This is a genomic window from Paenibacillus cremeus, from assembly GCF_007786445.1.
GTDB classification, from domain to species: domain Bacteria; phylum Bacillota; class Bacilli; order Paenibacillales; family NBRC-103111; genus Paenibacillus_G; species Paenibacillus_G cremeus.
The window spans coordinates 29992-52996 of record NZ_VNJI01000030.1 but is presented as its reverse complement, the minus strand read 5'-3'; the positions used below and the strand labels follow the sequence as shown (position 1 = coordinate 52996).

The window sequence follows — 23005 nt, the reverse complement described above, 5'->3', positions numbered from 1 at the left end:
ACAGTCACCTCCTAGCAGAATCGCAAAGCCTTACTTGGTCCAAGACACGTCATGAAAATTGACCTGAGCCAGCTTGTTGATGACGACGCCGCCGATCTCCTTCTTTCCCGGCCAGTAAACATTGCTTGTGTACTGCGGAAGGTACGGAACGTCCTTCATCGCAATCTGCTGCACCTCTTTGTACAGCTCCGTCCGTTTGCCTTTATCGACCTCGGCGCGCGCCGATTCCAGCTTCGTGGTCAGATCCTTATTGTCGTAACGGGCGCCGTTCAAGCCCTTGGGAGCCAGATTATCCGGGTGGAAGAAGCTGAAGAGCAGCGTATCGGGATTAACCGCAGGCAGCAGCCTTGAGGTGGTATCAAAATCACCGTCATTCCGCCGTTTATTGAAGGTAGGAGTATCCACAAGCTCAAACTCTAGGTTAATGCCTACCTTCGCCAGGTACTCCTTCTCCAGCTGCATCGGGTCGGTGACTCCAGTAGCAGAGGTGGTTAACTGCTTAATCATGATTCCCTTATCGTATCCCGCATCCTTCAGCAGCGACTTGGCCTTCTCCGGATCGTACTTGTAATGGACCGTGTCCTCCGTGTACCCGTCCATCCAATCCATTAACAAGCTGTTAGCGGGCGCTTGAAGCTTCGGCGAAATCGATTTGGCGATGGCATTGTAGTCCACGGCGTAGGCGTACGCTTGCCGTACCCGAATGTCCTTTAAATAACGGTTGGACAGATTGAATACCTTCAGGGACGCGGCATAATTGTCCACATGGTTCATTTTGAAGCCGGCGGACTCCAGCTGATCGAGCGATTCCTGCCTGCTGATCCGCATGGCCAGGTCCACTTCCCCATTTTGCAGCGCGATGGTAGCGGTCTGGTCATCCTTGATGATGCTGAAATCGAGCTTTGGAATCGGGGCTGCACCGCCAAAATAGGCTTCATGCCGCGTCAGCACAATGCGGGAATTGGGGTCAATGCTCTCCAGCGCATAGGGCCCCGTACCGACGGGATGCCATTTGAACTGGTCCCCGTATTTCTCCACAGCCTCCTGCTTCACGATTTGGCCCTGATGGTAATTAGCCACTTGATGAAGGAAGTTGCCATCGGGCTTTTTGAGCGTAATGACGACGGTATAATCATCCGGCGACTCGATGGTCGCTACATTGTTAAATTCGGCTTGGTAGGGCGATGCCGTTTTCGGATCCAGGATGCGTTTGTAGCTGTAGAGAACGTCCTTGGCCTTGAGCTCTCCATACCCGCCTTGCCACTGCACGCCTTTTCGCAAATGGAACGTCCATACCTTGTTGTCGGGGCTCTCCCATTTTTCCGCAAGATCCGGGACCACTTTACCGGTTTGCGAATCGTAGGTGGTCAGACCACTATAGATGTTGAAGGCGATATTTTCGTTTTCGATACGGAAAATGGAGGCCGGATCAAAGCCCGCCGGATCGTCGTAAAACCGGACCTTGAGCGCCTTCTGCTCCACAGCGGCTCCGGCTCCGCTTGCTCCGGTTTCTGCCGCAGTTGGCGGTGCGTTTTCTCCGCCGCAGCCGCCCAGGAGCAGCGCCCCGGTGAGCAAGAGTCCAATGACCGATAAGCTGCGTTTAGTTCGTCCTTTTGTATTTTCCATTCGGACTCCTCCTCGTATCGGTTTAGATTTTAGATGGCCTGGGAAACCGCTTTGCGTTCAGCCGCAAGGCTTCGAAAATAGGCGATCGCCTGCTCCTTGTTCACGACGTCGGCGTACTTTTGGTGCATATCATACAGATTCATGTAATGGGAAGCCTCCGTTCGATCGAAGCAGCATTCCGAGACCGCTCCCATTTTGAACCGGAAGGTCGCACCGTCCACTACGGTGGCCCGGACACAGCCGCTGGTCGTTTCCCCGGCACAGATCACCGTATCGATCCCCAATGCGTTCAGTTGGAACAGCAGGGGCGTTCCGTGAAATGCGCTGGCCGCCGCCTTTTCGATCACGAGCTCGCCGGGCAGCGGCTTCACCTCGTCGACAATCTGCGTGCCGAGCCGCTTTTCTTCCTCCGTCAGCGGAATTTCCCCTTTGCGGCCGCCTCCGCGTCCCCAATGCACAACTCCCGTATGTAGGCCTTTCACATGAATGACCGGAATGCCGTTCTCGCGGGCGGCGGCCAGCAGTCCTACCGTTTCATCCACCGCCTGCCAGCCTTCAAGCCCCGTGCTCATCGGCCACTTTCGGACGGATTCGAGGATCGGCTCCCTCGTAAGCCCCAATACGCTGTAGTAAATGTCGATCAGGAGAAGTGCAGGCTTCTTCCCAAAGCCCGCCAGCTCCTTCTTTCCCCACAGCTTGTCGTGCTCTTGATCCCGCTCGCTTAAGTAAGCTTCCCATCCGTACATGTCCGATTCCTCCTCTAATGGATTCCGTTTGGCTTATAGGTTCACAGCACTCTTAGCGGCGATTCGATTAAAATAATTCACGGCATAATCAAGGTCCACCACGTCGGCGTATTTCTGATGCATGTCGTATAAGTTCATATGGTGGGAAGCCTCAGTCCGGTCAAAGCAGCATTCGTCGACGACACCCATTTTGAACCGGTACGTCGCTCCATCCACGACAGACGCTCGGACACACCCGCTCGTCGTTTCTCCTGCACAGATGACTGTATCGACGCCAAGCGCGACCAGCTGGAACAGGAGCGGCGTCCCGTGGAAAGCGCTGGGAGCCGATTTCTCAATGACCAGCTCGCCGGGAAGCGGCTTCACTTCCTCCACGATCTCCATCCCCAGCTTCCGGAGCTCCTCCGTCATGGCCGGGTTTTTCTCGCGCTTGCGGCGCACCCACGGCTCAATGCCGCTCATCCCTTTCACATGAATGACCGGTATGCCGCTCTCGCGAGCCGCTACCAGCAATACGGCCGTCCGGTCAACGGCTGCCCAGCCTTCGAGTCCAGTGCTGGATGGCCACAGCTTCATCGATTCGAAGATCGGCTCACGCTTTAAACCGAGGACACTGTAATAAATGTCGATCAGGACCAGCGCCGGCTTTTCTCCGAAGCCTGCCAGTGCTTTTTTGCCCCACAGCTTGTCGTGCTCCTTGTCGCGTTCGCTTAAGAATGCCTGCCAGTTTGCTTTCATACGGTTTCCCTCCATCGTCTATTTTGTCAAGTTAATGTTAATTTATATAACACTAACTAACCTTGTCATAACTATAAAACGAGACTGTTTCGATGTAAATGACGTAATTTTCATGTTTTCATTCATTAAATGAATATATAATGTTATAATATATAACATATAAACTGGATGGAGGGAGCGCCATGACACTGGAGCAAATGGAAACCTTCGTAGCCATTTATCGTTCGGGCAGCTTTCAGAAGGCGGCTGAGAAGCTCTATATTCCTCAACCGACCGTCTCGCATCGAATCCATCAATTGGAGAAGGAGCTGGGGAAGTCCTTATTCTTGCGAGGAAGACGGGAGATCAGGCTGACACCGGAAGGGGAGGCGTTTCTGCCTTTTGCGCTCAAATCGCTCACAGCGGTCCATGATGGCCGGGAAGCCGTAGAGCTTGTCAAGCGAGGCGCTCAAGGGAAGCTGTCGATCGGCTGCAATAACTCGTATGCCGCATGCGTTTTGCCAGACATTATGGCTTCCTTTCTGTCGAGATACCCGAACATTTCGGTCCAAGTGCATACCTATGCCGCTAATGAGCTGGTCCGACTGATCAAAAACAAGGAATTCCAGGTCGCCATTACCCGTTATACCTCCAACGATCCTCATCTGTCGTATCACCTGCTTCACAGCGAGCCGACCATGCTGATCGTCTCCTCCTCTCATCCCATGGCTCGTGCGGCGTCCGTGTCCCTTGAAGATGCGGTCCACGAGCCCATCATCTCTTATCCGCGCGATACGCAGTACAGCAAGCAGCTGGAGGCTTCCTTCAACAAACAGAACATCAAGTTTACTACGCGCTTCGAAACCAATAACCTTCAGCTGATCAAATGGCTTGTGGCCCGTAACGCTGGCGTATTCTTCTATTCCCCCTCCTATATGAAGCAGGAAATCGAGCGTGGGGAGCTGACCGCTGTTCCGCTGCAGGACGATCCGTTCTTTCAAAGTCAAACGTATCTCATGTATAACGAGGAACCGCTTAACAGCTTGGACCAGCTGCTGATTCGTCATATGAAGGAGCATTATTGGAGCTTGAGCGGCAGTTAACTTGCTTGCGGGACGGGGATAATAAAAAGCCGGACCCCCGTAATCCGGAGTCCGACTCTTATTGGTCTTATTAATACATTGGATTGTTCGTCATGATCCAGATGGAGCCGATGACAACCGTAACGACGATGATCAATCCAAGGATGAGCGTCATTAGGTTGTAGCGTGGTCCCTTTTCCTCACGCAGATGCATGAAGAAGAGAAGCTGTACCGCAAATTGCAGCGCCGCCGTACCCAGAAGTACGACCACTGCCGCCGTTCCATGCAGCCAGCCCTTCATGACTACCATCAGCGGGATGATCGTCAGGATAATGGAGAGGGCGAACCCAAGGACATATTCCTTTAGCGATCCATGATGGCCGCCATGGCCGGAATGGCCGCCGTGCGTGCTGCCGTGCTTCGCCATCTCACATCACCCCCATCAAGTAGACGATCGTGAATACGAAGATCCACACCGCGTCGAGAAAGTGCCAGTACAGGCTTGTAATGTGCACCTTCCGCATGGTAACCGGCGTGATCCCGTGCCGCGCCAGCTGAATGATCAGCGCTGTGATCCAGCACAAGCCAAGCGAAACGTGAAGCCCGTGCGTGCCTACAAGGGTGAAGAAGGCGGAAAGAAATGCGCTGGAAGAGATCGTATGCCCTTCTTCCACCAGCTTGGCGAACTCGGTGACCTCGAGTCCGATAAAGCAGGCGCCCAGCAGTACGGTTACGGCCAGCCAGCCGATCAGACCTTTGCGGTTGCCGGCGTTCATGGCGAGGACCGCGAGTCCGCTGGTAAAGCTGCTGGTCAGCAGGATGAACGTCTCCGCAATGACGCCGGGCATTTCGAACAGTTCCTTCGCCCCCGGCCCCGCAGCTGTATTGCCTCTAAGAACGATATAGGTCGCGAACAGCGCCGAGAATAAGATACAGTCGGTAATCAGGAAAATCCAAAATCCGAATTTACGAAGCTCCTCCTGGTCATGATGACCATCGTGGCCAGCCTCATGAGCATGAGCCGTCGAATGGGATACGTGAGCTGTATGTGCCATTAGGCTGACCTCCTTGCCGCAGCTTCCGTGCGTTGAATTTCATCCACCGGGATATAATAATCGGTATCGTAGTTAAAAGAATGCGCGAGCATCGTCACAGCAACCCCGATGAGCCCAGGAATCGCAATCCACAGCCAGTGGAAGACGAAGCCGAAGCCGACCGCGAACCAGCATACGGATTGAATGAATGGGATCGCCGAATTTTTCGGCATATGGATCGGCTCCAAAGCCGGCTTCGGTTTCGGTGCCATCCCAGCCGCAATGCGTTCCTTCTCCTCCCACCAGTCGTCGCGATCCGTGACCTGCGGTGTTGTGGCGAAGTTGTAAAGCGGCGCCGGGGATGGAATCGACCATTCCAGCGTACGAGCGTTCCATGGATCGCCTGTCGTATCCTTTTCCATGAACTTAATGCTGTGCGCGATCTGCCATACTTGGAACAAGAAGCCGAGTCCCATCAGGAAGCCGCCGATGGTCGACGTGAAGTTCAATCCCCACCAGCCGGTATCCCAGCTGTACGTGCTCACGCGGCGAGTCATACCGTCCAAGCCGACAAAGTACTGCGGCATGAAGCAGACATAGAACCCGATGTTCCAAATCCAAAACGCCCATTTGCCAAGCGTTTCATTGAGCTTGAAGCCGAACATTTTCGGCCACCAGTAGTACAACCCTGCGAAGTATCCGAACGCGACGCCGCCGATCAGCACCTGGTGGAAGTGAGCGATCAGGAAGTAGCTGTTGTGGAACTGGAAGTCCGCCGGCGCTACCGAGAGCATAACCCCTGTCATCCCGCCGACAACAAAGCAGGGGATGAACGCGATCGACCACAGCATCGGTGTGCTGAACGTGATGCGGCCGCGGTACATGGTGAACAGCCAGTTGAAAATTTTGACCCCCGTTGGGATGGCGATGATCATGGTCGTAATGGCGAAGAACAAGTTGACATTCGCCCCGGAGCCCATCGTGAAGAAATGATGCAGCCATGTGAAATACGACATCAAGCTGATGCTCATCATCGCAAATACCATAGAGGCGTAGCCGAACAGCCGCTTTTTCGAGAACGTTGAGACGATCTCCGAGTAAATCCCGAAGGCCGGCAATACGACAATATATACTTCAGGATGGCCCCACATCCAGATCAGGTTGACGTACATCATGGCGTTGCCGCCGCCGTCCATCGTGAAGAAATGCGCCCCAAGATAACGATCCAGGAACAACAGCGCCAGCGTAACGGTCAGTACCGGGAACGCAACGATAATGGTGATGCAGCTGGACAAGACCGACCAGGTGAACATTGGCACCTTCGACCAAGTCATGCCAGGAGCACGCATCTTGAGAATCGTAACGATAAAGTTAATCCCGGTCATGAGCGAGCCGATCCCTGAAATTTGAATGCCCCAGATGTAGAAATCCTGCCCTACACCCGGACTTCCTGTCATCTCCGACAGCGGAGGATACGAAAGCCAGCCGGCATCCGCAGAGCCGCCGATGACAAACGACATGTTAAACAGCATTGCGCCCATGAAAAACAGCCAGAAGCTAAGCGAGTTCAGGAACGGAAAGGCTACGTCGCGCGCGCCGATCTGCAGCGGCACGGCAATGTTGAATAATCCGAACATGAGCGGCATCGCCATAAACAAAATCATGATCACGCCATGCGTCGTGAATACCTGGTTATAGTGCTCCGGCGATAGAAATTTCATATCCGGAAACGCCAGCTGCGTCCGCATCAGCAGCGCATCGACGCCTCCCCGGAACAGCATGAGCAGTGAAGCGATGATATACATAATCCCGACGCGTTTATGGTCGACCGAGGTCAGCCATTCGCGCCAGAGCCAGCTCCACTTTTTGAAATACGTTACAACGAAAATGATGGCGACGGTTGTCAAACCGATGGCGATGTCCGCGCCGTAGATGAGCGGATCGCCGGTAACGAAAAACCACGAGGCAAAGTCTTTAATTTGATCTAACATGGAGTCACCCTCCTCTCCTTACTAATGATTCATAGCTCCGCTTTGCATGTTCATATTCATGTTCATACTGTGGCCGGAATGGCCTCCATTACTTGGAGCTTCTTTTGGCGGCTGATTAGCCGGTGCCGATTGACCCTCGCCAGCTTCTTTAGCGTGCTGCTCGCTGAGCGTTTGCGCTCGTTGGCGAATACCAGCCACCGCGCCGCGGCTCATGGAATAGTCGTGTACGATTCGCCCGAACAACCCATCCGGAATCGAATTGTAGGTGAGCTGCACCGTCGTGCCGGGCTCCGCAAGCTTTTGATACCCTTCTTCCGTCAGTGCTTTTCCGCTGGCTTTCGCTTGCTTGACCCATTGGTCAAAGTCGGCTTGAGTAACAGCCTTGGTATTAAAGCCCATCTTGCCAAAATCACGGCCTGTAAAATTAGCCCCGGTCCCCATATAATTGCCCGGTTCATCCGCTTGCAAGTACAGCGTAGTCGCCATACCGGACATCGTATAAATCATCCCGCCGAGCTGTGGCACCCAGAAGGAGTTCATCGGACCGTCCGAGGTCAGTTCGAAGCGGATCGGCGTGTCTTCCGGAATGACAAGGTAGTTAACCGTAGCAATGCCCAGCTCCGGATACTGAAACAGCCATTTCCAGTCCAGCGATGTCACCTGAATGGTGATCGGCTTGACCTTGGATTCGATCGGTTTGGCTGGATCCAACGCATATGTATAGCGCGCCGTTGCCCCCGCCAGAATCAGAATAATGACGATCGGAATCCCCCACCAAATCAGCTCCAGCTTCGTGCTGTGCGCCCATTTGGGCTGATAAGACGCCTTATTGTCCTTCTTGTCGCGGTAACGCCACACAATCCATGCCGTCAGCAGCAGTACGGGAACCAAGACAATGAGGCAGAGCAGCATCGTAAAATAGATCAGATCGCGCTGCTGAGCGCCGATCGGTCCTTTCGGATCGAACACGATCATCGATTCGCATCCGGAGGCGAGCACGGAGATTCCCGCCAGCATGCCGAATGCGGTGAGCCTTTGCATGATCTTCGCAATATTCATATAATTCATCTCCCAAGTTCACTATGTTAAATTGTCATCCGCCATTCGGATATGACATAAATCACAGTGCGCTATGCGTTTGTGAAAAATATATCATGTTCATCTTTGCTTGTGGGGGGTGTTAACAAATGCGTCAACAGACTGCCTTATTTCCGTAAAAAGTTGTTAACCATTTCGACAAACAAAAAGAGCCGTTTCCAGTTGGAAACAGCCCTTCGATGATGCCGTATGCATGTTATTTAGTTCTCGGAGCCGGAGTTTCGCTTATGCACGAGATTCATTGCCGTACCAATCGTATAAATGAACACGCTGCCTACCATGAAACCGATCCCGGACATGAGGGAGGCATTGTTGTCGCTGAAATCATGGACATTAACGAGACACAATACCAGGCCTATACAAAGAGCCGCCCATGCACCGATCTTCATCGCTAAAAACAGCGACTTTCCTTCTCGTTCGGTTTGAATTGCTGTCGTCTTAGTTGTCACGATATCTTCACTTCCTCAAGAATTAATGAACTTTCTGTGATATAAATTCATTATAACACAAATAAAGCGTTTGCGTTCAAAAAATATTCATTTTTTGATCATTTTTTGGACACACTCTTGAGTTGAAGGAAATCGGGCAGATCAGAACCCAGAACGACCGCGGCGAACGCTCTTTACGTCAAGTGAATTTGGCTCCCGCCTTTGACCTCCACCATCTGATTATCTACATTCAACCAGACCGATGCCGCCGAAGGATTCCATACAAAATCACTGGAGGCTGAGAACTTCAAATTTTGAAAGGCACTCATATAGTCTACGATTTCCATGTTGGTTGCATACCAAATATCCTGTCTGCCGCCCATGTATTCACAGAAGCCCTCGATTAAATCCCAGTTGTGATCGAGATCAAACTCATAGCTGTGTCCCCATACGTACATCATATAGAGATACTGCGTTTTATGCAGGGCTACAAAGCTTTCTGCGAGGCTCATCAAGTTGGCCTTGTGATGGCAAGTAGGTTTCCACTCCATCCAATCGTCAGGCATGCCAAATTGTCCGGTGCTTTGTACCGATCGGGCATACTCGATCCCCAGATAAGGCAGCATCGCTTTGATTTGCTGATTAAACGAACCGTTCGGATAGGAAAGTCCTCTTACCGTATACCCGACGATTTGCTCCAGTCTTTTGCGATCCTCGAATACTTCATGTACAAGCTGCTCCTTAGGACTCCTAGCAATCGTAGGATGCGTCAGCGTATGCGCAGACACCTCGTGCCCGCGATACAGGTCGGCAATTTGATCCGCCGGGATCCGATCCCCCTCGCCAAGCATGCCTGAATTAATATGGAAGCTTCCTTTAATGCCATGCTTGTTAAACAGCTCCACCAGCCGAATGTCTGCAGCTCGGCCGTCATCATAGCTCATCGTTAACACCTTATGCTTTCCCTGGGGGAAAGCCACCATGATTTTGGGCATGGGAATCACACTCCTCTTCAAGTTACTTGATACTTCCTCTTTGGATGATGCCAGCCATCATGGCCGAATTCGGATATTGCACCTGCTCATACAATTCAATGACCTTCTCGTTAGAAAAGGAGACCCGCTCGATCGACGTGCTCACATTTCCTTCCGATACCTCTACTATAGCGTAGGATGCTTTTGGCATGCCGTCAAAAGGAAGCCCTACACTGCCGAGGTTGATCAGCGTTTTTCCACCTATGTACCGAATATATGGCCTGTGAATGTGGGCATACACATAGATGTCGGCCTCCGCCGCGGACATGAGCTTCTCTTCCAGCACCGTGTCCTCCGTGTCCGGCGGAACGATTTCAAATAAGCTGAAAGGGGTAGCATGAAACGCGTGGATGAACACAGCCCCCAGCTGGATATGTAATTCGGTTGGCAAACCGCCCAAATAATGCAGGTCAGCTTCATCTAACTGAGCCACGGTCCAATTGCGCTCCTGATTCATCAGCTCCAGCGCCTGCTCTGGAACCTCGCCTTGACGAACTCCGCGAACAACCCATTCGTCCGCATTTCCTTTAATCACTTCAGTTTGCAGCGAGCGCACCAGATCCAGAGCTCTCTTAGGCTCCGGCCCCCTGAAGATGAGGTCTCCAAGCACATATACCCTACTCACGTCTTTCTTAGCGATATCCGCTAACACCGCTTCAAGCGCCACCGCATTCCCATGGATATCCGAGATAAAAGCAGCCTTCAACACCGTTCCCTCCAAGCGACTTTTTCGATTTCACTGCATCAGGTTCTTTTTTGACATCGGGGTTCATTTTCCCTTTTAATTATACTCGGATATTCCAAAACAAAAAAACTTGCCTGATCACTGGGCAAGTTTAGTCAACGACATACCAAGCAGCGGCGAAGCCTCTTCTAATTTACTTAAGGGTTATTCCGCTCATCCTGCTGCTCCTCTTTAAAAAAATTTCATCGCCACTGGCTGCCCAAGCACCTCGACATTCGGCTTTTCAAGCGCTTCCGGAAGCAAGCTTTCGGAGATCCATATATGCTTTAAATCCAGCGTGTTCTTGATTCGAACCAAGCGGACATGATTCATGTCCATGCAGTTACAGGTTTTGATAGCCGCCCTTATTGCCCCTTCATCGGTATCCAGAACAAGCGGGATTTTGACCATCTCGAGCACCGTGCTGGTCAAAGCGTTGACGTAGCCTTTCGCCGCATCCATCTGCTTGATGGCCCGGCTTGTGGTGATATCGGCCAGTCCAATACCGTTCGCGTTGCCATGCGTTTGCTCCGTTAGACCGAGAACGGCGATCCGCGTTACGGCGGGACCACCGCTGGCATAGGGGGTTCCATAGCGGCCGGTAATATTCGGATCCATGCCGTCGCCCGATATATTTTTGCCGATCTCGTCGACTACAAGGACATCGATGGGATCAAACAAAATGGAGGGCATCAGCCGCTTCGCTTCGAGAAGAAGCTTAGGCTCTTCCACCGCTAAGCGCTCGGATGGAACCGCGACAATGCGGGCCGGCCGATCATACGCATTCTCGATCGTTGCCAGACCGAAGATGACCGGAACCTTGGACAGCACTACCTTGGCCATCTCTACAATGTGCTCGGCCATATATTTAAAGCTGTAGGCATGGGCGGAGTCCGCCCCTTTTTGTTTTCCTAAGCCGATCGTGATCATTTTCGTCAGTCCGCTTTCGACTGGCCCGCGGAAGGCAGTGTGAGGCTTTACTCGGTTAATCACAATCACCTTATCCGCTTCGAGGGCAAGGCGTGACGTATAGACCGGAAGGCCGTTGGGCAGCCTTCCCACTTCAATCACATCCATCTCCGCATGAATGGGTGCCTCAACCGTTGCGGAGGTTACTCCGAGCTGCTCCAGCACCTCCAGCTGCCCTTCAGCGGTAGCCCCTCCGTGACTGCCCATCGCTGGAAGGATGAATGGCTGGCCCCCCGCCATTTTTACAGCTCGGACAACTTCACGTGTGATCAGGGCAATGTCCGCGACCCCACGGCTCCCGACGGCAACGGCCACTCGATCGCCTGCAGCAATTCGGTTTAATACGTCCGCTTGGGCGAGGGCTTCCCGTACCGCCGCCGGTACGTCGGCAATCTCCGGTGCATGAAATGTTTGTTTGACCTCCACCATTCTAGGTAGTGGAATATGATTTAGCAGCTGCTCCATGATGTCCATAGATGACCTCCCGTAACGTTTGGAATTTATTTAAGATTACTCCATTGAACTCAAAAATACTGTCGAAATGAGGCAGAAAAGGCCACCATTCCATCGGCAGCCTCATGATCATGCTACTATCCCATTGTTTATGCTCAAGCTAACTGTTCGTTGAGGAAGGCAAGAGTGCGGGCAAACGCATCCCGAGCGGCATCCACGCGATAGCTTGCTCGAGTGTCGTTGAAGAACGCATGCGGTGCTTCGGGATACACATGCGGGACGAAGCTTTTTCCCGCCGCACTCATGGCTTCGCTAAATGCAGGTACCGCATCCGTGATTCGTGCATCCTTGCCGCCATAGAAGCCGATGATTGGACAAGCGATCGTTTGGAGTTGTTCCGCCCCGGGCGCACTACCATAGAAAATAACCGCTCCAGCCAGCTCCGGATCATGGCAAGCCAGCTGCGCCGACAAGCCGCCTCCCAGGCAAAAACCAACCGATGCAACCCTTCTCCCACGCGAGGTCGGCTCTTGTTCACGCAAAAACGTCGCTGCTTCCGTAATTTTTTGCAAATACCCTTTCATATCTCGTTGGAACATCAGCTTCTGGGTGTCCATTAAGCCGTTCCGTTCTTCCTCCTGCAGTTCGGCTAATGCCTGCGCACGTGCTTCTTCATTCATCCACACCTCGGGGGGCAGCGAATCCCTGAACAGCTTAAACCGTGTAATGCTCTCGGGTGAAAGGGGTTCCGGATGCTTCCCATTGATCGAGTACAAATCGGGTGCAAAGGCGACGTACCCTGCTGCAGCAAACCGTTCCGTCACACTCCGAATATGCGCGTCCACACCCCAAATTTCTTGCAGCACGATGACGGCCGGCAGCGAACCGAAGTCCCCTTCGGGTTTAGCCAGGTACCCGCTAAATTGATCGTCTGCGCCATACTGAATCCAAGTCGTTTGTAAATTCATTTTTATCACTCCTATGTAGGCTTTATCATGAAGTTTATCATTAACAGGACGAGTATTGGTGAGAAATTCCATTCATAACCGAAATTTTATATAGAAAAAAGGAGAAGGAATCACCCTTCTCCTCGCTGCTGCTTCAATTACTCAGAGCTTTCGCGTTTTGCTTAATAAAATTGATCCCCATCCATATGGCGAGAGCCCCTCCATCGTGCCAGAATGAAAATGCTGAAAGGCAATTTCGTAACCGCGTAAACCACAGCCAGTCCAACTAAATTATTCAACATATGAAGGTTCATCAGCATGAAAAAGAGTGGAATCCAGCCCAAGCCACAGTGGACGCAAACAAACAAAGAGCTAGGCGAACATGCCGCATAGCTCCTTGATTTGATCCAAATATCATCTTAATACATCGGGTTATTTTCCAAAATCCAGATAGAGCCGTAGATGACGACGACGACGATAATCAGCCCGAGGATGAGCGTGACCAGGTTATACCGCGGCCCGTTCTCTTCCCGCAGGTGCATGAAGAACAAGAGCTGCACTGCAAATTGCAGAACCGCCGTGGCAAGTAACACAAGGATCGTCGCGGTTCTCCCGAACCAGCCGTTCAGGACCGAGAGAATCGGTATAATCGTCAGGATGATGGAGAGCGCGAAGCCGAGCACATACTCCTTGAGCGAGCCGTGGTGCCCTGCATGGCCGCCATGACTACCGTGGCCTACTGCGTTATTGTGCGCCAAGTCACATCACCCCCATCAAGTAAACGAACGTGAACACGAAAATCCAAACTGCGTCCAAAAAGTGCCAGTACAAGCTCGTAATATGTACCTTGCGCTGGGTGACGGAGGTGATGCCGCGCCGGGTTAACTGGATAATCAGCGCTGTGATCCAGCAGATGCCCACCGACACATGCAGCCCATGCGTGCCGACCAGCGTGAAGAAGCCGGACAAAAACGCGCTGGAGTGAATCGTATGTCCTTCACCTACGAGCTTCGCGAACTCGGTTAATTCCAGCACGATAAAGCAGACGCCGAGCAAAACCGTCACAATGAGCCAGCCGACCAGCCCTTTCCGGCTGCCCGCATTCATCGCGAGCACCGCTAGACCGCTGGTGAAGCTGCTGGTCAGCAGGATGAACGTTTCGGCAATGACCCCGGGCATCTCGAAGAGCTCTTTAGCTCCCGGCCCTCCCGCGGTGTTCTCGTGCAGGACGAGATAGGTAGCGAACAGGGCAGAGAACAAGATTAAGTCGGTAATCAGGAAAATCCAAAATCCAAACTTTCGAAGCTCCTCTAGGTCGTGATGGCCATCATGGCCTCCTGCGTGGGCATGAGCCTGCGCATCATTGTAGGTGTTCGCCATCAGACAAACCTCCTTGCTTCAGCTTCCGTACGCCTAATTTCATCCACCGGGATATAGTAATCGGTATCGTAATTGAACGAGTGCGCCAGCAGCGTCAGTGCCACCCCGATAAAGCCGGGAATTGCAATCCAGAGCCAGTGAAAGATGAGCCCAAAGCCGGCTGTAAACCAACATACCGATTGAATGAACGGGATCGCCGAGTTTTTCGGCATATGGATCGGCTCCAGCTCAGGCTTCGACTGCGGCGCTTTCCCCTTGGCGATGCGTTCCTTCATCTCCCACCAATCGTCGCGATCCGTCACGAGAGGGGTGGTCGCGAAGTTATACAGAGGCGCAGGCGACGGAATCGACCATTCCAGCGTGCGGGCTCCCCACGGATCGCCCGTTGTGTCCTTTTCCATAAACTTGATGCTATGCGCGATCTGCCAAACCTGGAATAAGAAGCCGAGGCCCATCAAAAAGCCGCCGATCGTAGATATGAAGTTGAGCGCCCACCATCCGGTATCCCAGCCGTACGTGCTGACGCGGCGGGTCATGCCGTCGAGGCCCACCACATATTGCGGCATAAAGCACACATAGAAGCCGATGTTCCAAATCCAGAACGCCCATTTGCCGATCGGTTCGTTCAGCTTGAAGCCGAACATTTTCGGCCACCAGTAATACAAGCCCGCGAAATAGCCGAAGGCGACGCCGCCGATCAGCACTTGATGGAAGTGCGCGATTAGGAAATAGCTGTTATGGAACTGAAAATCGGCAGGCGCAACCGAGAGCATCACCCCGGTCATGCCACCCACGACGAAGCAGGGAATGAAGGAAACCGTCCAGAGCATCGGTGTTGGGAACGAAATCCGGCCGCGGAACATCGTGAAGAGCCAGTTGAAAATTTTGACCCCGGTTGGAATCGCAATGATCATGGTGGTAATCGCAAAAAAGAGATTGACGTTGGCTCCCGAGCCCATCGTAAAGAAGTGATGGAGCCATGTAAAATACGACATGAGGCTGATGCTCATCATCGCAAACACCATGGAGCCGTAGCCAAACAGCCGCTTCTTCGAGAAGGTCGCCACGACTTCCGAGAAAATCCCAAAGGCGGGTAGAACGACGATGTACACCTCCGGATGGCCCCACATCCAGATCAAGTTGACATACATCATCGCGTTGCCGCCGCCGTCCATCGTGAAGAAGTGGGCGCCCAGAAAACGGTCTAAGAACAGCAGCGCCAGCGTGACGGTCAGCACAGGAAACGCAACGATGATCGCGATGCAGCTTGAGAGCACCGACCACGAAAACATCGGCACCCTCGACCACGTCATGCCGGGAGCACGCATTTTGACGATGGTTACAATAAAGTTGATCCCCGTCATTAAGGACCCGATCCCGGAAATCTGAATCCCCCAGATGTAGAAATCTTCCCCGACGCCGGGGCTGCCTGTGAGCTCCGACAATGGCGGATACGACAGCCAGCCGCCATTCGCCGAGCCGCCGATTACGAACGACATATTGAACAGCATGGCTCCGAAGAAGAACAGCCAGAAGCTCAGCGAGTTCAGGAACGGGAACGCGACGTCGCGCGCGCCCAGCTGCAGCGGTACGGCGATGTTAAACAAGCCGAACATGAGCGGCATCGCCATGAACAGGATCATGATGACACCATGCGTGGTGAATACCTCATTGTAATGCTCCGGCGTCAAAAATTTCATATCGGGAAACGCGAGCTGCGTCCGCATCATCAGCGCATCGACACCGCCGCGGAACAGCATGAGCAGCGCAGCGATGATGTACATAATCCCGACGCGTTTATGATCGACGGTCGTCAGCCACTCGCGCCATAACCAGCCCCATTTTCTAAAATACGTCAATACGAAGACGATGGCGACCATCGTCAGCGTGATCGCGACGTCCGCCCCGTAAATCAGCGGATCACCCGTCACGAAAAACCATTTAGCGAAATTTAATATTGAGTCCATCCCGAAAAGCCCCTCCTTTCATTTGCCATGATTCATATGCATGTTGTGGCCGGAATTGCCCATCTGATGGATATCCTTTTGCGCATTATTGCCGGGCGGCAGCTGGCCGCCTTCCGATTGCTCCAAGGCTTTCTCCCCGCTAAGCGTCTTTGCCTTCAGGGTTATTCCCGGAGGTGCTCCGCGGCTCATAGAGTACTCGTGGACAATTCGCTCGAACAAGCCGGACGGGATCGAAGCGAACGTCATGAGGTCAGACGCCCCGGGCAGCGCCAGCTTCTGATAGCCCTCTTCCGTCAGCATGTTTTTGCTCGCCTTGGCTTCTGCGACCCATTTATCAAAATCCGCCTGAGCGACGGCTTTCGTAGTAAAGCCCATTCTCCCGAAGTCCCGGCCTGTGAAGTTGGCTCCTGTACCCATGTAATTACCGGTTTCGTCCGCTTGAAGATAAAGCGTCGTCGACATGCCGGACATCGTGTAGATCATCCCCCCGAGCTGCGGCACCCAGAATGAATTCATGGGACCATCGGAGGTCAGCTCAAACTTAATCGGCGTACGCTCCGGAATGACCAGATAGTTGACCGTTGCAATCCCTTGCTCCGGATACTGGAACAGCCATTTCCAATCCAGCGATGTCACCTGGATTCTGACGGGCTTCTTCTCCGATACGAGAGGCTTCGCGGGATCTAGGGCGTACGTGTAGTGTACTGTGAAAAGGGCCAGCACCAATATCACTGCGATGGGGATGCCCCACCAGATAATCTCCAGTTTAGTGCTGTGAGACCAGATCGGCTGATAGGGCGCGTTGTTGTTTTTCTTGTCGCGGAAGCGCCATACGATCCAGGCCGTAAGGATCAGCACCGGGACCAATATAATGAGGCAGAGCAGCATCGTAAGATTAATCAAGTCACGCTGCTGGGCACCGATGGGCCCCTTCGGATCGAAGACGATCATCGACTTGCAGCCCGCAGCTACGATCATGGTACCCGCCAGAATGCCGAACGCAGTGAACCGCCGCATCATCTTCGAAATAGTCATAAGTTCCTCATCTCCTATACATCTCCTTAGATTCACCTAATTTTCCCCAGAATTGAGATCAATATTACAGTGTCTCCAGCGATGTGAAAAAAATTAGGACTGTCTCCAATGAAGGAAACAGCCCTTAATGAACGATGCTGCTTATTCGGACTCCGCCTTGCGTTTATGCACCAGGTTCATCGCCATCCCAATCGTGTAAATGAAGACGCTGCCCACCAAAAAGCCGATTCCAGCCATTAGGGATCCGTTGTGGTCGTTGAATTCATTGATATTGGTAAGGCACAAAATTCCACCTATAATAAGCGCTGCCCATGCGGCGATCTTCATGATTAAGAACAATGAGCTCCCCTCACGTTCTGTATTTTGCCCAGCCGCGGATTTCGTTGTCACGTTCGCTTCACTTCCTCAACGTAGTAAGTAGCGTGCTTTCTCCCGCCTATTTTAACCCAATTGATGTGACTTCAATCACAACCCGAAAGCAACTCCACTTGTTAAACTAGAAATGGAGATCATGCTGCGGGGAGGTACATTAGTATGGCATACATTGAGCGATCTTATTCCGATCAAGGAAGTGAAGAAAGACGAAGCAAAGCCTTCTATATATGAACAGTTTGGGGGAGAGGAGACCAGATTGTAAATACGACTGAAGGTGTAACTATAGAGGGGCGAACGATATGATTTTTAAAATTGACGGCGATTCCATACAGCACCTATCTATCGAATTGAATAACCAGTGTAAAAGTGTCTATTGTCAATCCGGCAATCTGATCTATATGACACCAAATATCCGTTTGCTTACCAATAGTACGGGTCGACTTAGTGAAATGATTAAGCGCGTGATTGCAGGCAACAACCCTTTTATTAACCATTTCGAATTAATATCGGGCACTAGCGGCGAGGTTGTGTTTAGTACTCGTTTTCCAAGCCAAATCATCCCTCTCCAATTATCTGGAAAAGAGATCGCGGTTCAGCAGCATAGCTTTCTTTGTGCCGAAGAGGAGGTTCATCTTGAAACGCAGGCTGGCATTAAGGGAACCGGATTGTTTGGAGGAAATGATGTCATTTATAACAAGCTTTCCGGCCAGGGGACTGCTTTTGTAGCGGTCGAAGGGGAGTTGATTACGAAGAAGCTCGATCACGACGAATGCATTCTGGTTCATCCTGGACACCTAACGGCGTATGAGTCCAGTGTTCGCATGGAACTACAGCGGCAGATCGGGATCAAAAATATGTTTTTGAGCGGCGAAGGCGTCTATTTCTTTAAAGTTACCGGCCCGGGAGAAATCATGCTGAATTCCATCTCGATCCATGGGGTAGCTGAAGTCGTATCCAGTCACTTACTTTTATGAGCTATGTGCAGGCGTGATAGTTCCATAAAAGAAGCTCCCCTTCCAAGTAGCAGGTGTTTAACCTGTCTACCGTAAGGGGAGCATCTCCTTCTCACGGTCATCTTTTTGAAGCATACAAAGGATTGGCCACTCTCACTAAATCTCCATATTCCACTTTCAGCTCTTCAAATGCTTTCAATACATTTATAGGGATATCCACATGGGCAATATAGTTTTTTCCGTTCGGACCATACCCATGGATATCATCTAATAGTCTTGGAATTTCTCCCATCAGTAAAGAAACATATCGTTCTATTTCCCACATCCCCCAAATACCTGTCGGTTCCATTACTAGTTTTTCATTTTTCACTTCCACTCTAGCCTGATAGGAAGCAAAATTTATTACTTCAACCTTTGGATCTTGGAGATATTTTCGAAACCCCGCATCCATCCTACACTGCATCGTTGAGTCTTGGACAATAATAAGGTTGTTTAGGGAAAGATTATTTTGTTTTATAACATCTAACGCGTAAGTAATGTTATTTCCACAATTCGTTGAATTTCGCTCTATTAAAATATTGTCAATATCATACTTCCATTTTATATATTCACTCATTAGATCTGCTTCCATTTTTCCCGTAGTTTCTATTTCAGGAACAGCATTATGAATGGTTCGACGTAAACTTTCCGTAGTATGTCCTTCTCCACCAACAATCATAAAGTTCTTGACAATATGGTTTGAAACGGCTTGTCCAACTACATCACAACCATAGGCTATACTACCGCCAAATAAAATCAGCAAATCCGTTTGTGAAATTCGATATTTTTCTTCTAGAGCCTGACTTGTCAACGTGTCTATATCTCTTTTTCCAAGAAAGCCACTTAATATATTGATATTCTCTGCCATTTGATATAAATCCATTTTACCGGCCTCCGTTCACGAACATAGCTTTAAAGTCAAGTCTATCATTCCCCTTCCATGTAGACAACGGACCTGATGGCATTTCAATACAAGCGAAGGCCTGGCGATCAACCGACCACCAGACCTTTTCATTAATCAAGCAATTCGTATCTTCAAAATATTCAACATAAGCAAAACAACCGACGCTTTAGGAGCTGTGACCGTAAGCTCTGAACCCACATCCGGCGATACGATATGTTTCACCGGTGTAACCTTATACGGTTCCTCAAACGTATTGCCATCCTTATGGCTGGAGGAAGATAAGACGACCATCGTCCCCTCCCTCGCGCATTGTCCGCCATACAGATCAAGCTTAACCTCCTGATCTTCGTCAATAGCTAAGTTCACTAGTGTAATTGCTAATATGCCGTCCTTAACCGATGCAGAGCATGAGATGCTTGGAATGTAGTGCAGCTCGCCATCTATTGTATAGGTGATGTTCTTGCAATCGACCTCTGTTTTAAGGCATATTGCGTTCTGGTGAATTTTATACATATCAAACACATAGTAGCTAGTCGTTGCCACACAAGTATTTCCCTTGGCAAGAAACAGGGAATGAATACAGTTAACCAGCTGCGCTAGGTTAGCCATGACGACCTTATCGCAGTGATTGTTGAAAATGTTCAATGAAAGCGCCGCCAGAACCGCTTCTCGCATCGTGCTCGGCTGCTCAAACAAGTATTTGCCCGGCAGTGGATGCTTGCCGTTCTGCAGGTGCCACACTCCCCATTCATCGACGATAAGTCCTATCGAGCTGCTTGGCATCGCAGTGCGAATCATTTCATACTGCGACTGGATAAACGGCTCCATGTCCAATCCAATGCGTATCATTTCATACCACTGAGCGTCGGTATAGTCCAGCTCCGAGCCCATGTTTCCGGAGTTAGTTACATAGTAGTGAAGCGAGTATCCAAACATCGGGGGGATCCGCCCTACCGTATACATCTCCTGGTATTTATTAAAAAACTTTTCCGTCCACTCTGGAATACCTTCATACGGTCCGCAAGCGATGTATTGAAGATCCGGTCCGACACTTTTACTAATAATGCCGTATTTTCTGTAAATATGGCAGTAATCCTCGGGTGTCATACAACCGCCGCCACCCCAATTTTCGTTGCCCAAGCCCCAATACTTTACATTGAACGGCTCAGGACTTCCGTTCTTTTCTCGTTCTTGGGCAAGTGTGGTTGTCCCCTGCGGCATATTGCAATATTCAATCCAGTTTCTAGCATCTAATACGGTTGTTGTCGTAGCATTTACGGCAAAATACGGTTCGGCATTAACCAGCCTGCAAAACTCGATAAATTCGTGGGTTCCGACCTGATTGGATTCAAATTTCCCGTCATTCATATACCACCAATTCACAGTTGTGGGACGCTGCTCTCTCGGGCCGATGCCGTCTCTCCAGTCGTACGTCTCCGCAAAGCAGCCGCCCGGCCAGCGGATCACCCCGGGTTGAATGGCCTTCAATTTTTCTACGAGCTCCTGCCTGAATCCATGGATATTAGGAATTTCGGAGTCTTCGCCTACCCAAATCCCATCGTACACAACTCCACCCAAGTGCTCGACAAAGTGTCCGTAAATATTGGGATTAATGCGTCCTATCTCTTCATCCAGCCTGATGCTGATGGAGGTCATCGTCGTTCACCCGCTTTTACCATTTAGGAGTTAAAGGATAGGGGCAGACCCTATCCTTTATCTTAGTCCGAATTTGTACGAGACAACCACAATATTTGCATGTCCCACCGTAAACATAACCAGTGCAGCTCAAGCATTGGTCAAGCCGTTTAGCACTCGTTTCCTCATCGGCGAGCTCTACATTCCGGGATGAAATGAGCATTTGCAGCATGGCTTCGACTTTCTCCGGCGAAACCTCTATCGATTCCGAGCAGCCCTTGCATGGACCTTGCTTAGACAACGGACGTCGTCTCCTCCCGGTTTAATGGATGGTCAAGACAACGACAGACATGGGCGGGATATCGGCATAAAATCCTTCTTCCGTCAGCTGTACGCTGGTAAACGGCTCCGGCTTGACTTGATCCGGATTTTCAAATGTATTATGACTATTCATCGAGGACGAGGCCAACATTCTGCCAGCTACCTGCTTACCCGCAAATTCTCCCGTAAGGCAATCCACCGGAGCGGAATGATTCGGATCCGTATTGCAAAGTGTAATGTTCAGCTTGCCTGCGGCATCCACCGAAGCGGATACGCTGAGCTGCGGAATTTCCTCCCCGTTGTACGTGTACGTGCCGCTGCTAATTTCCACCGGCTGCAGGATCGCATCCTGGTGCACGTTAAACATCTCGAAAACATGATAGGTCGGGGTCAGAATCATTTTTTCCCCTTCCGTTAAAATCACCGCCTGCAGCACGTTAATCGTCTGGGCAATATTCGCCATTCTTACACGGTCGCAGTGATTGTTGAAAATATTCAGGCTGATCGCCGCAGATACAGCGTCTCTCATCGTATTTTGCTGATACAAGAAGCCAGGATTCGTTCCGGGTTCAACGTCAAACCACGTGCCCCACTCGTCGATGATCAATGCCACCTTCTTGTCGGGATCGTACTTATCCATAATAGCGGAGTGCTTGGCCACCAGCTCTTCTGTGAAATAGGCGGCCTTCATAATACCGAACCATTCACTCTCGTCGAAGTCGACGGCTTGGCCTCTCACTGCATCTGGTTTTTTCAAATAAATCCGGTTTCCGTCAGGATTTTCGATTACGATGCTGTGATCTCGCAGCCTTGTGTAATAATGGAGCGCCAGCCCGTCCATGAAATGCCCCGCTTCCCGCATAAGCACTTCTGTCCAGTGGTAATTGTCTCCTCTTGGACCCGCAGCAATTTTATAGATCGCATTCTCTCCATAATCTCTTACATACGTGCTGTACTGTCTATACAGATCCGCATAATACTCCGCTCTCATGCGGCCGCCGCAGCCCCAGTTCTCGTTGCCGATTCCGAAATAGGTCAAGTTCCAGGGCTTTTCTCTACCGTTTGATTTTCGCAGGTCAGCCATCGGCGACTCGCCGTCGAAGGTCATATATTCAACCCACTGCTGCATCTCGTAGACCGTGCCGCTTCCAACATTCCCGCAAATATACGGCTCGGTTTCCAGCATGTCGCACAAGTCGAAAAATTCATGCGTTCCGAAATGGTTATTCTCCACCACGCCGCCCCAATGCGTATTAATCATCCGTGCTCTCGATTCCTTGGACCCAATGCCGTCCTTCCAATGATACTCGTCGGCGAAGCACCCTCCCGGCCACCGCAGGATTGGAATTTTCATATCCTTTAACGCTTGAACGACATCGTTTCGGATACCTCTCGTATTGGGAATGTCGGAATCCTCGCCGACCCAAATCCCCTCATAGATGCAGCGGCCCAGATGCTCGGCAAAATGGCCGTAAATGTTTCGGTCGATTTTATGAGCTGCCGCTTGCGTATTGATTTTAATGCTGCTTTTCATAGTGTTAGCCTCC

Annotated in this window: 23 protein-coding genes; 2 read left to right on the top strand and 21 right to left on the bottom strand. The window is 51.2% G+C overall.

Annotated elements, in window-relative coordinates; all coding sequences use genetic code 11:
- Positions 1-30: 30 nt before the first annotated feature.
- Genes FPZ49_RS21520 through FPZ49_RS21510 form a run of 3 tightly spaced genes read right to left on the bottom strand, consistent with a single transcriptional unit; the run spans position 31 to position 3110 of the window.
- Positions 31-1626, bottom strand: coding sequence for an ABC transporter substrate-binding protein (locus tag FPZ49_RS21520; RefSeq protein WP_144850802.1), 1596 nt, complete (start codon positions 1624-1626; stop codon positions 31-33).
- Positions 1627-1655: 29 nt separating this feature from the next.
- Positions 1656-2372, bottom strand: a complete 717-nt coding sequence (locus tag FPZ49_RS21515; RefSeq protein ID WP_144850800.1) for an isochorismatase family protein — start codon at positions 2370-2372, stop codon at positions 1656-1658.
- Between the two features lie 33 nt (positions 2373-2405).
- Positions 2406-3110 (bottom strand): isochorismatase family protein, encoded by a 705-nt coding sequence (locus FPZ49_RS21510; protein WP_186445982.1) that lies wholly within the window; start codon positions 3108-3110, stop codon positions 2406-2408.
- 182 nt (positions 3111-3292) lie between these two features.
- Between FPZ49_RS21510 and FPZ49_RS21505 the strand changes: the two genes are divergently transcribed.
- Complete coding sequence (locus FPZ49_RS21505) at positions 3293-4192, top strand: LysR family transcriptional regulator (protein ID WP_144850796.1); 900 nt, start codon at positions 3293-3295, stop codon at positions 4190-4192.
- 70 nt (positions 4193-4262) lie between these two features.
- Here FPZ49_RS21505 and cyoD (FPZ49_RS21500) read toward each other — a convergent pair whose 3' ends face one another.
- The 14 genes from cyoD (FPZ49_RS21500) to FPZ49_RS21430 form a co-directional block, all read right to left on the bottom strand.
- Positions 4263-4598, bottom strand: coding sequence for a cytochrome o ubiquinol oxidase subunit IV (cyoD, locus tag FPZ49_RS21500; protein ID WP_144850794.1), 336 nt, complete (start codon positions 4596-4598; stop codon positions 4263-4265).
- Between the two features lies 1 nt (position 4599).
- On the bottom strand, positions 4600-5226 hold the full coding sequence (cyoC, locus tag FPZ49_RS21495) for a cytochrome o ubiquinol oxidase subunit III (protein ID WP_144850791.1): 627 nt from the start codon (positions 5224-5226) through the stop codon (positions 4600-4602).
- Complete coding sequence (locus tag FPZ49_RS21490) at positions 5226-7196, bottom strand: cbb3-type cytochrome c oxidase subunit I (RefSeq protein ID WP_144850789.1); 1971 nt, start codon at positions 7194-7196, stop codon at positions 5226-5228. Before FPZ49_RS21490 ends, cyoC (FPZ49_RS21495) begins: the two co-directional genes overlap by 1 nt.
- A gap of 21 nt (positions 7197-7217) precedes the next feature.
- On the bottom strand, positions 7218-8255 hold the full coding sequence (gene cyoA, locus FPZ49_RS21485) for a ubiquinol oxidase subunit II (protein ID WP_144850787.1): 1038 nt from the start codon (positions 8253-8255) through the stop codon (positions 7218-7220).
- Positions 8256-8494: 239 nt separating this feature from the next.
- A complete protein-coding gene (locus tag FPZ49_RS21480) occupies positions 8495-8743 on the bottom strand; it encodes a hypothetical protein (RefSeq protein ID WP_144850785.1) in 249 nt (82 codons plus the stop codon).
- A gap of 173 nt (positions 8744-8916) precedes the next feature.
- Positions 8917-9717 (bottom strand): polysaccharide deacetylase family protein, encoded by an 801-nt coding sequence (locus tag FPZ49_RS21475; protein ID WP_144850783.1) that lies wholly within the window; start codon positions 9715-9717, stop codon positions 8917-8919.
- Between the two features lie 22 nt (positions 9718-9739).
- Entirely contained in the window at positions 9740-10462 is a 723-nt protein-coding gene (locus FPZ49_RS21470; protein ID WP_144850781.1) for a metallophosphoesterase family protein, read from the bottom strand.
- A 210-nt stretch (positions 10463-10672) separates the two neighbouring features.
- Positions 10673-11923: a lactate racemase domain-containing protein gene (locus tag FPZ49_RS21465; RefSeq protein ID WP_144850779.1), complete on the bottom strand. Its 1251-nt coding sequence runs from the start codon at positions 11921-11923 to the stop codon at positions 10673-10675.
- 134 nt (positions 11924-12057) lie between these two features.
- The gene (locus tag FPZ49_RS21460; RefSeq protein ID WP_144850777.1) at positions 12058-12870 is read right to left on the bottom strand and encodes a dienelactone hydrolase family protein; all 813 of its coding nucleotides are present in this window, start codon (positions 12868-12870) and stop codon (positions 12058-12060) included.
- 398 nt (positions 12871-13268) lie between these two features.
- Entirely contained in the window at positions 13269-13607 is a 339-nt protein-coding gene (gene cyoD / locus FPZ49_RS21450) for a cytochrome o ubiquinol oxidase subunit IV (protein WP_144850775.1), read from the bottom strand.
- A gap of 1 nt (position 13608) precedes the next feature.
- A complete protein-coding gene (gene cyoC, locus FPZ49_RS21445) occupies positions 13609-14229 on the bottom strand; it encodes a cytochrome o ubiquinol oxidase subunit III (protein WP_144850773.1) in 621 nt (206 codons plus the stop codon).
- Positions 14229-16196, bottom strand: coding sequence for a cbb3-type cytochrome c oxidase subunit I (locus tag FPZ49_RS21440; protein ID WP_144850770.1), 1968 nt, complete (start codon positions 16194-16196; stop codon positions 14229-14231). Before FPZ49_RS21440 ends, cyoC (FPZ49_RS21445) begins: the two co-directional genes overlap by 1 nt.
- 18 nt (positions 16197-16214) lie before the next feature.
- On the bottom strand, positions 16215-17231 hold the full coding sequence (cyoA, locus tag FPZ49_RS21435; RefSeq protein ID WP_391563849.1) for a ubiquinol oxidase subunit II: 1017 nt from the start codon (positions 17229-17231) through the stop codon (positions 16215-16217).
- Positions 17232-17372: 141 nt separating this feature from the next.
- The gene (locus FPZ49_RS21430; RefSeq protein ID WP_144850768.1) at positions 17373-17621 is read right to left on the bottom strand and encodes a hypothetical protein; all 249 of its coding nucleotides are present in this window, start codon (positions 17619-17621) and stop codon (positions 17373-17375) included.
- A 284-nt stretch (positions 17622-17905) separates the two neighbouring features.
- Between FPZ49_RS21430 and FPZ49_RS21425 the strand changes: the two genes are divergently transcribed.
- A complete protein-coding gene (locus tag FPZ49_RS21425; protein ID WP_144850766.1) occupies positions 17906-18580 on the top strand; it encodes an AIM24 family protein in 675 nt (224 codons plus the stop codon).
- Positions 18581-18677: 97 nt separating this feature from the next.
- Here FPZ49_RS21425 and FPZ49_RS21420 read toward each other — a convergent pair whose 3' ends face one another.
- The 4 genes from FPZ49_RS21420 to FPZ49_RS21405 form a co-directional block, all read right to left on the bottom strand.
- Positions 18678-19481, bottom strand: coding sequence for a YdcF family protein (locus tag FPZ49_RS21420; RefSeq protein WP_144850764.1), 804 nt, complete (start codon positions 19479-19481; stop codon positions 18678-18680).
- A gap of 135 nt (positions 19482-19616) precedes the next feature.
- Complete coding sequence (locus FPZ49_RS21415; RefSeq protein ID WP_144850762.1) at positions 19617-21158, bottom strand: alpha-N-arabinofuranosidase; 1542 nt, start codon at positions 21156-21158, stop codon at positions 19617-19619.
- Positions 21159-21174: 16 nt separating this feature from the next.
- On the bottom strand, positions 21175-21360 hold the full coding sequence (locus FPZ49_RS36440) for a DUF6171 family protein (RefSeq protein ID WP_261381527.1): 186 nt from the start codon (positions 21358-21360) through the stop codon (positions 21175-21177).
- A 99-nt stretch (positions 21361-21459) separates the two neighbouring features.
- Complete coding sequence (locus tag FPZ49_RS21405; protein WP_144850758.1) at positions 21460-22992, bottom strand: alpha-N-arabinofuranosidase; 1533 nt, start codon at positions 22990-22992, stop codon at positions 21460-21462.
- Positions 22993-23005: the final 13 nt, after the last annotated feature.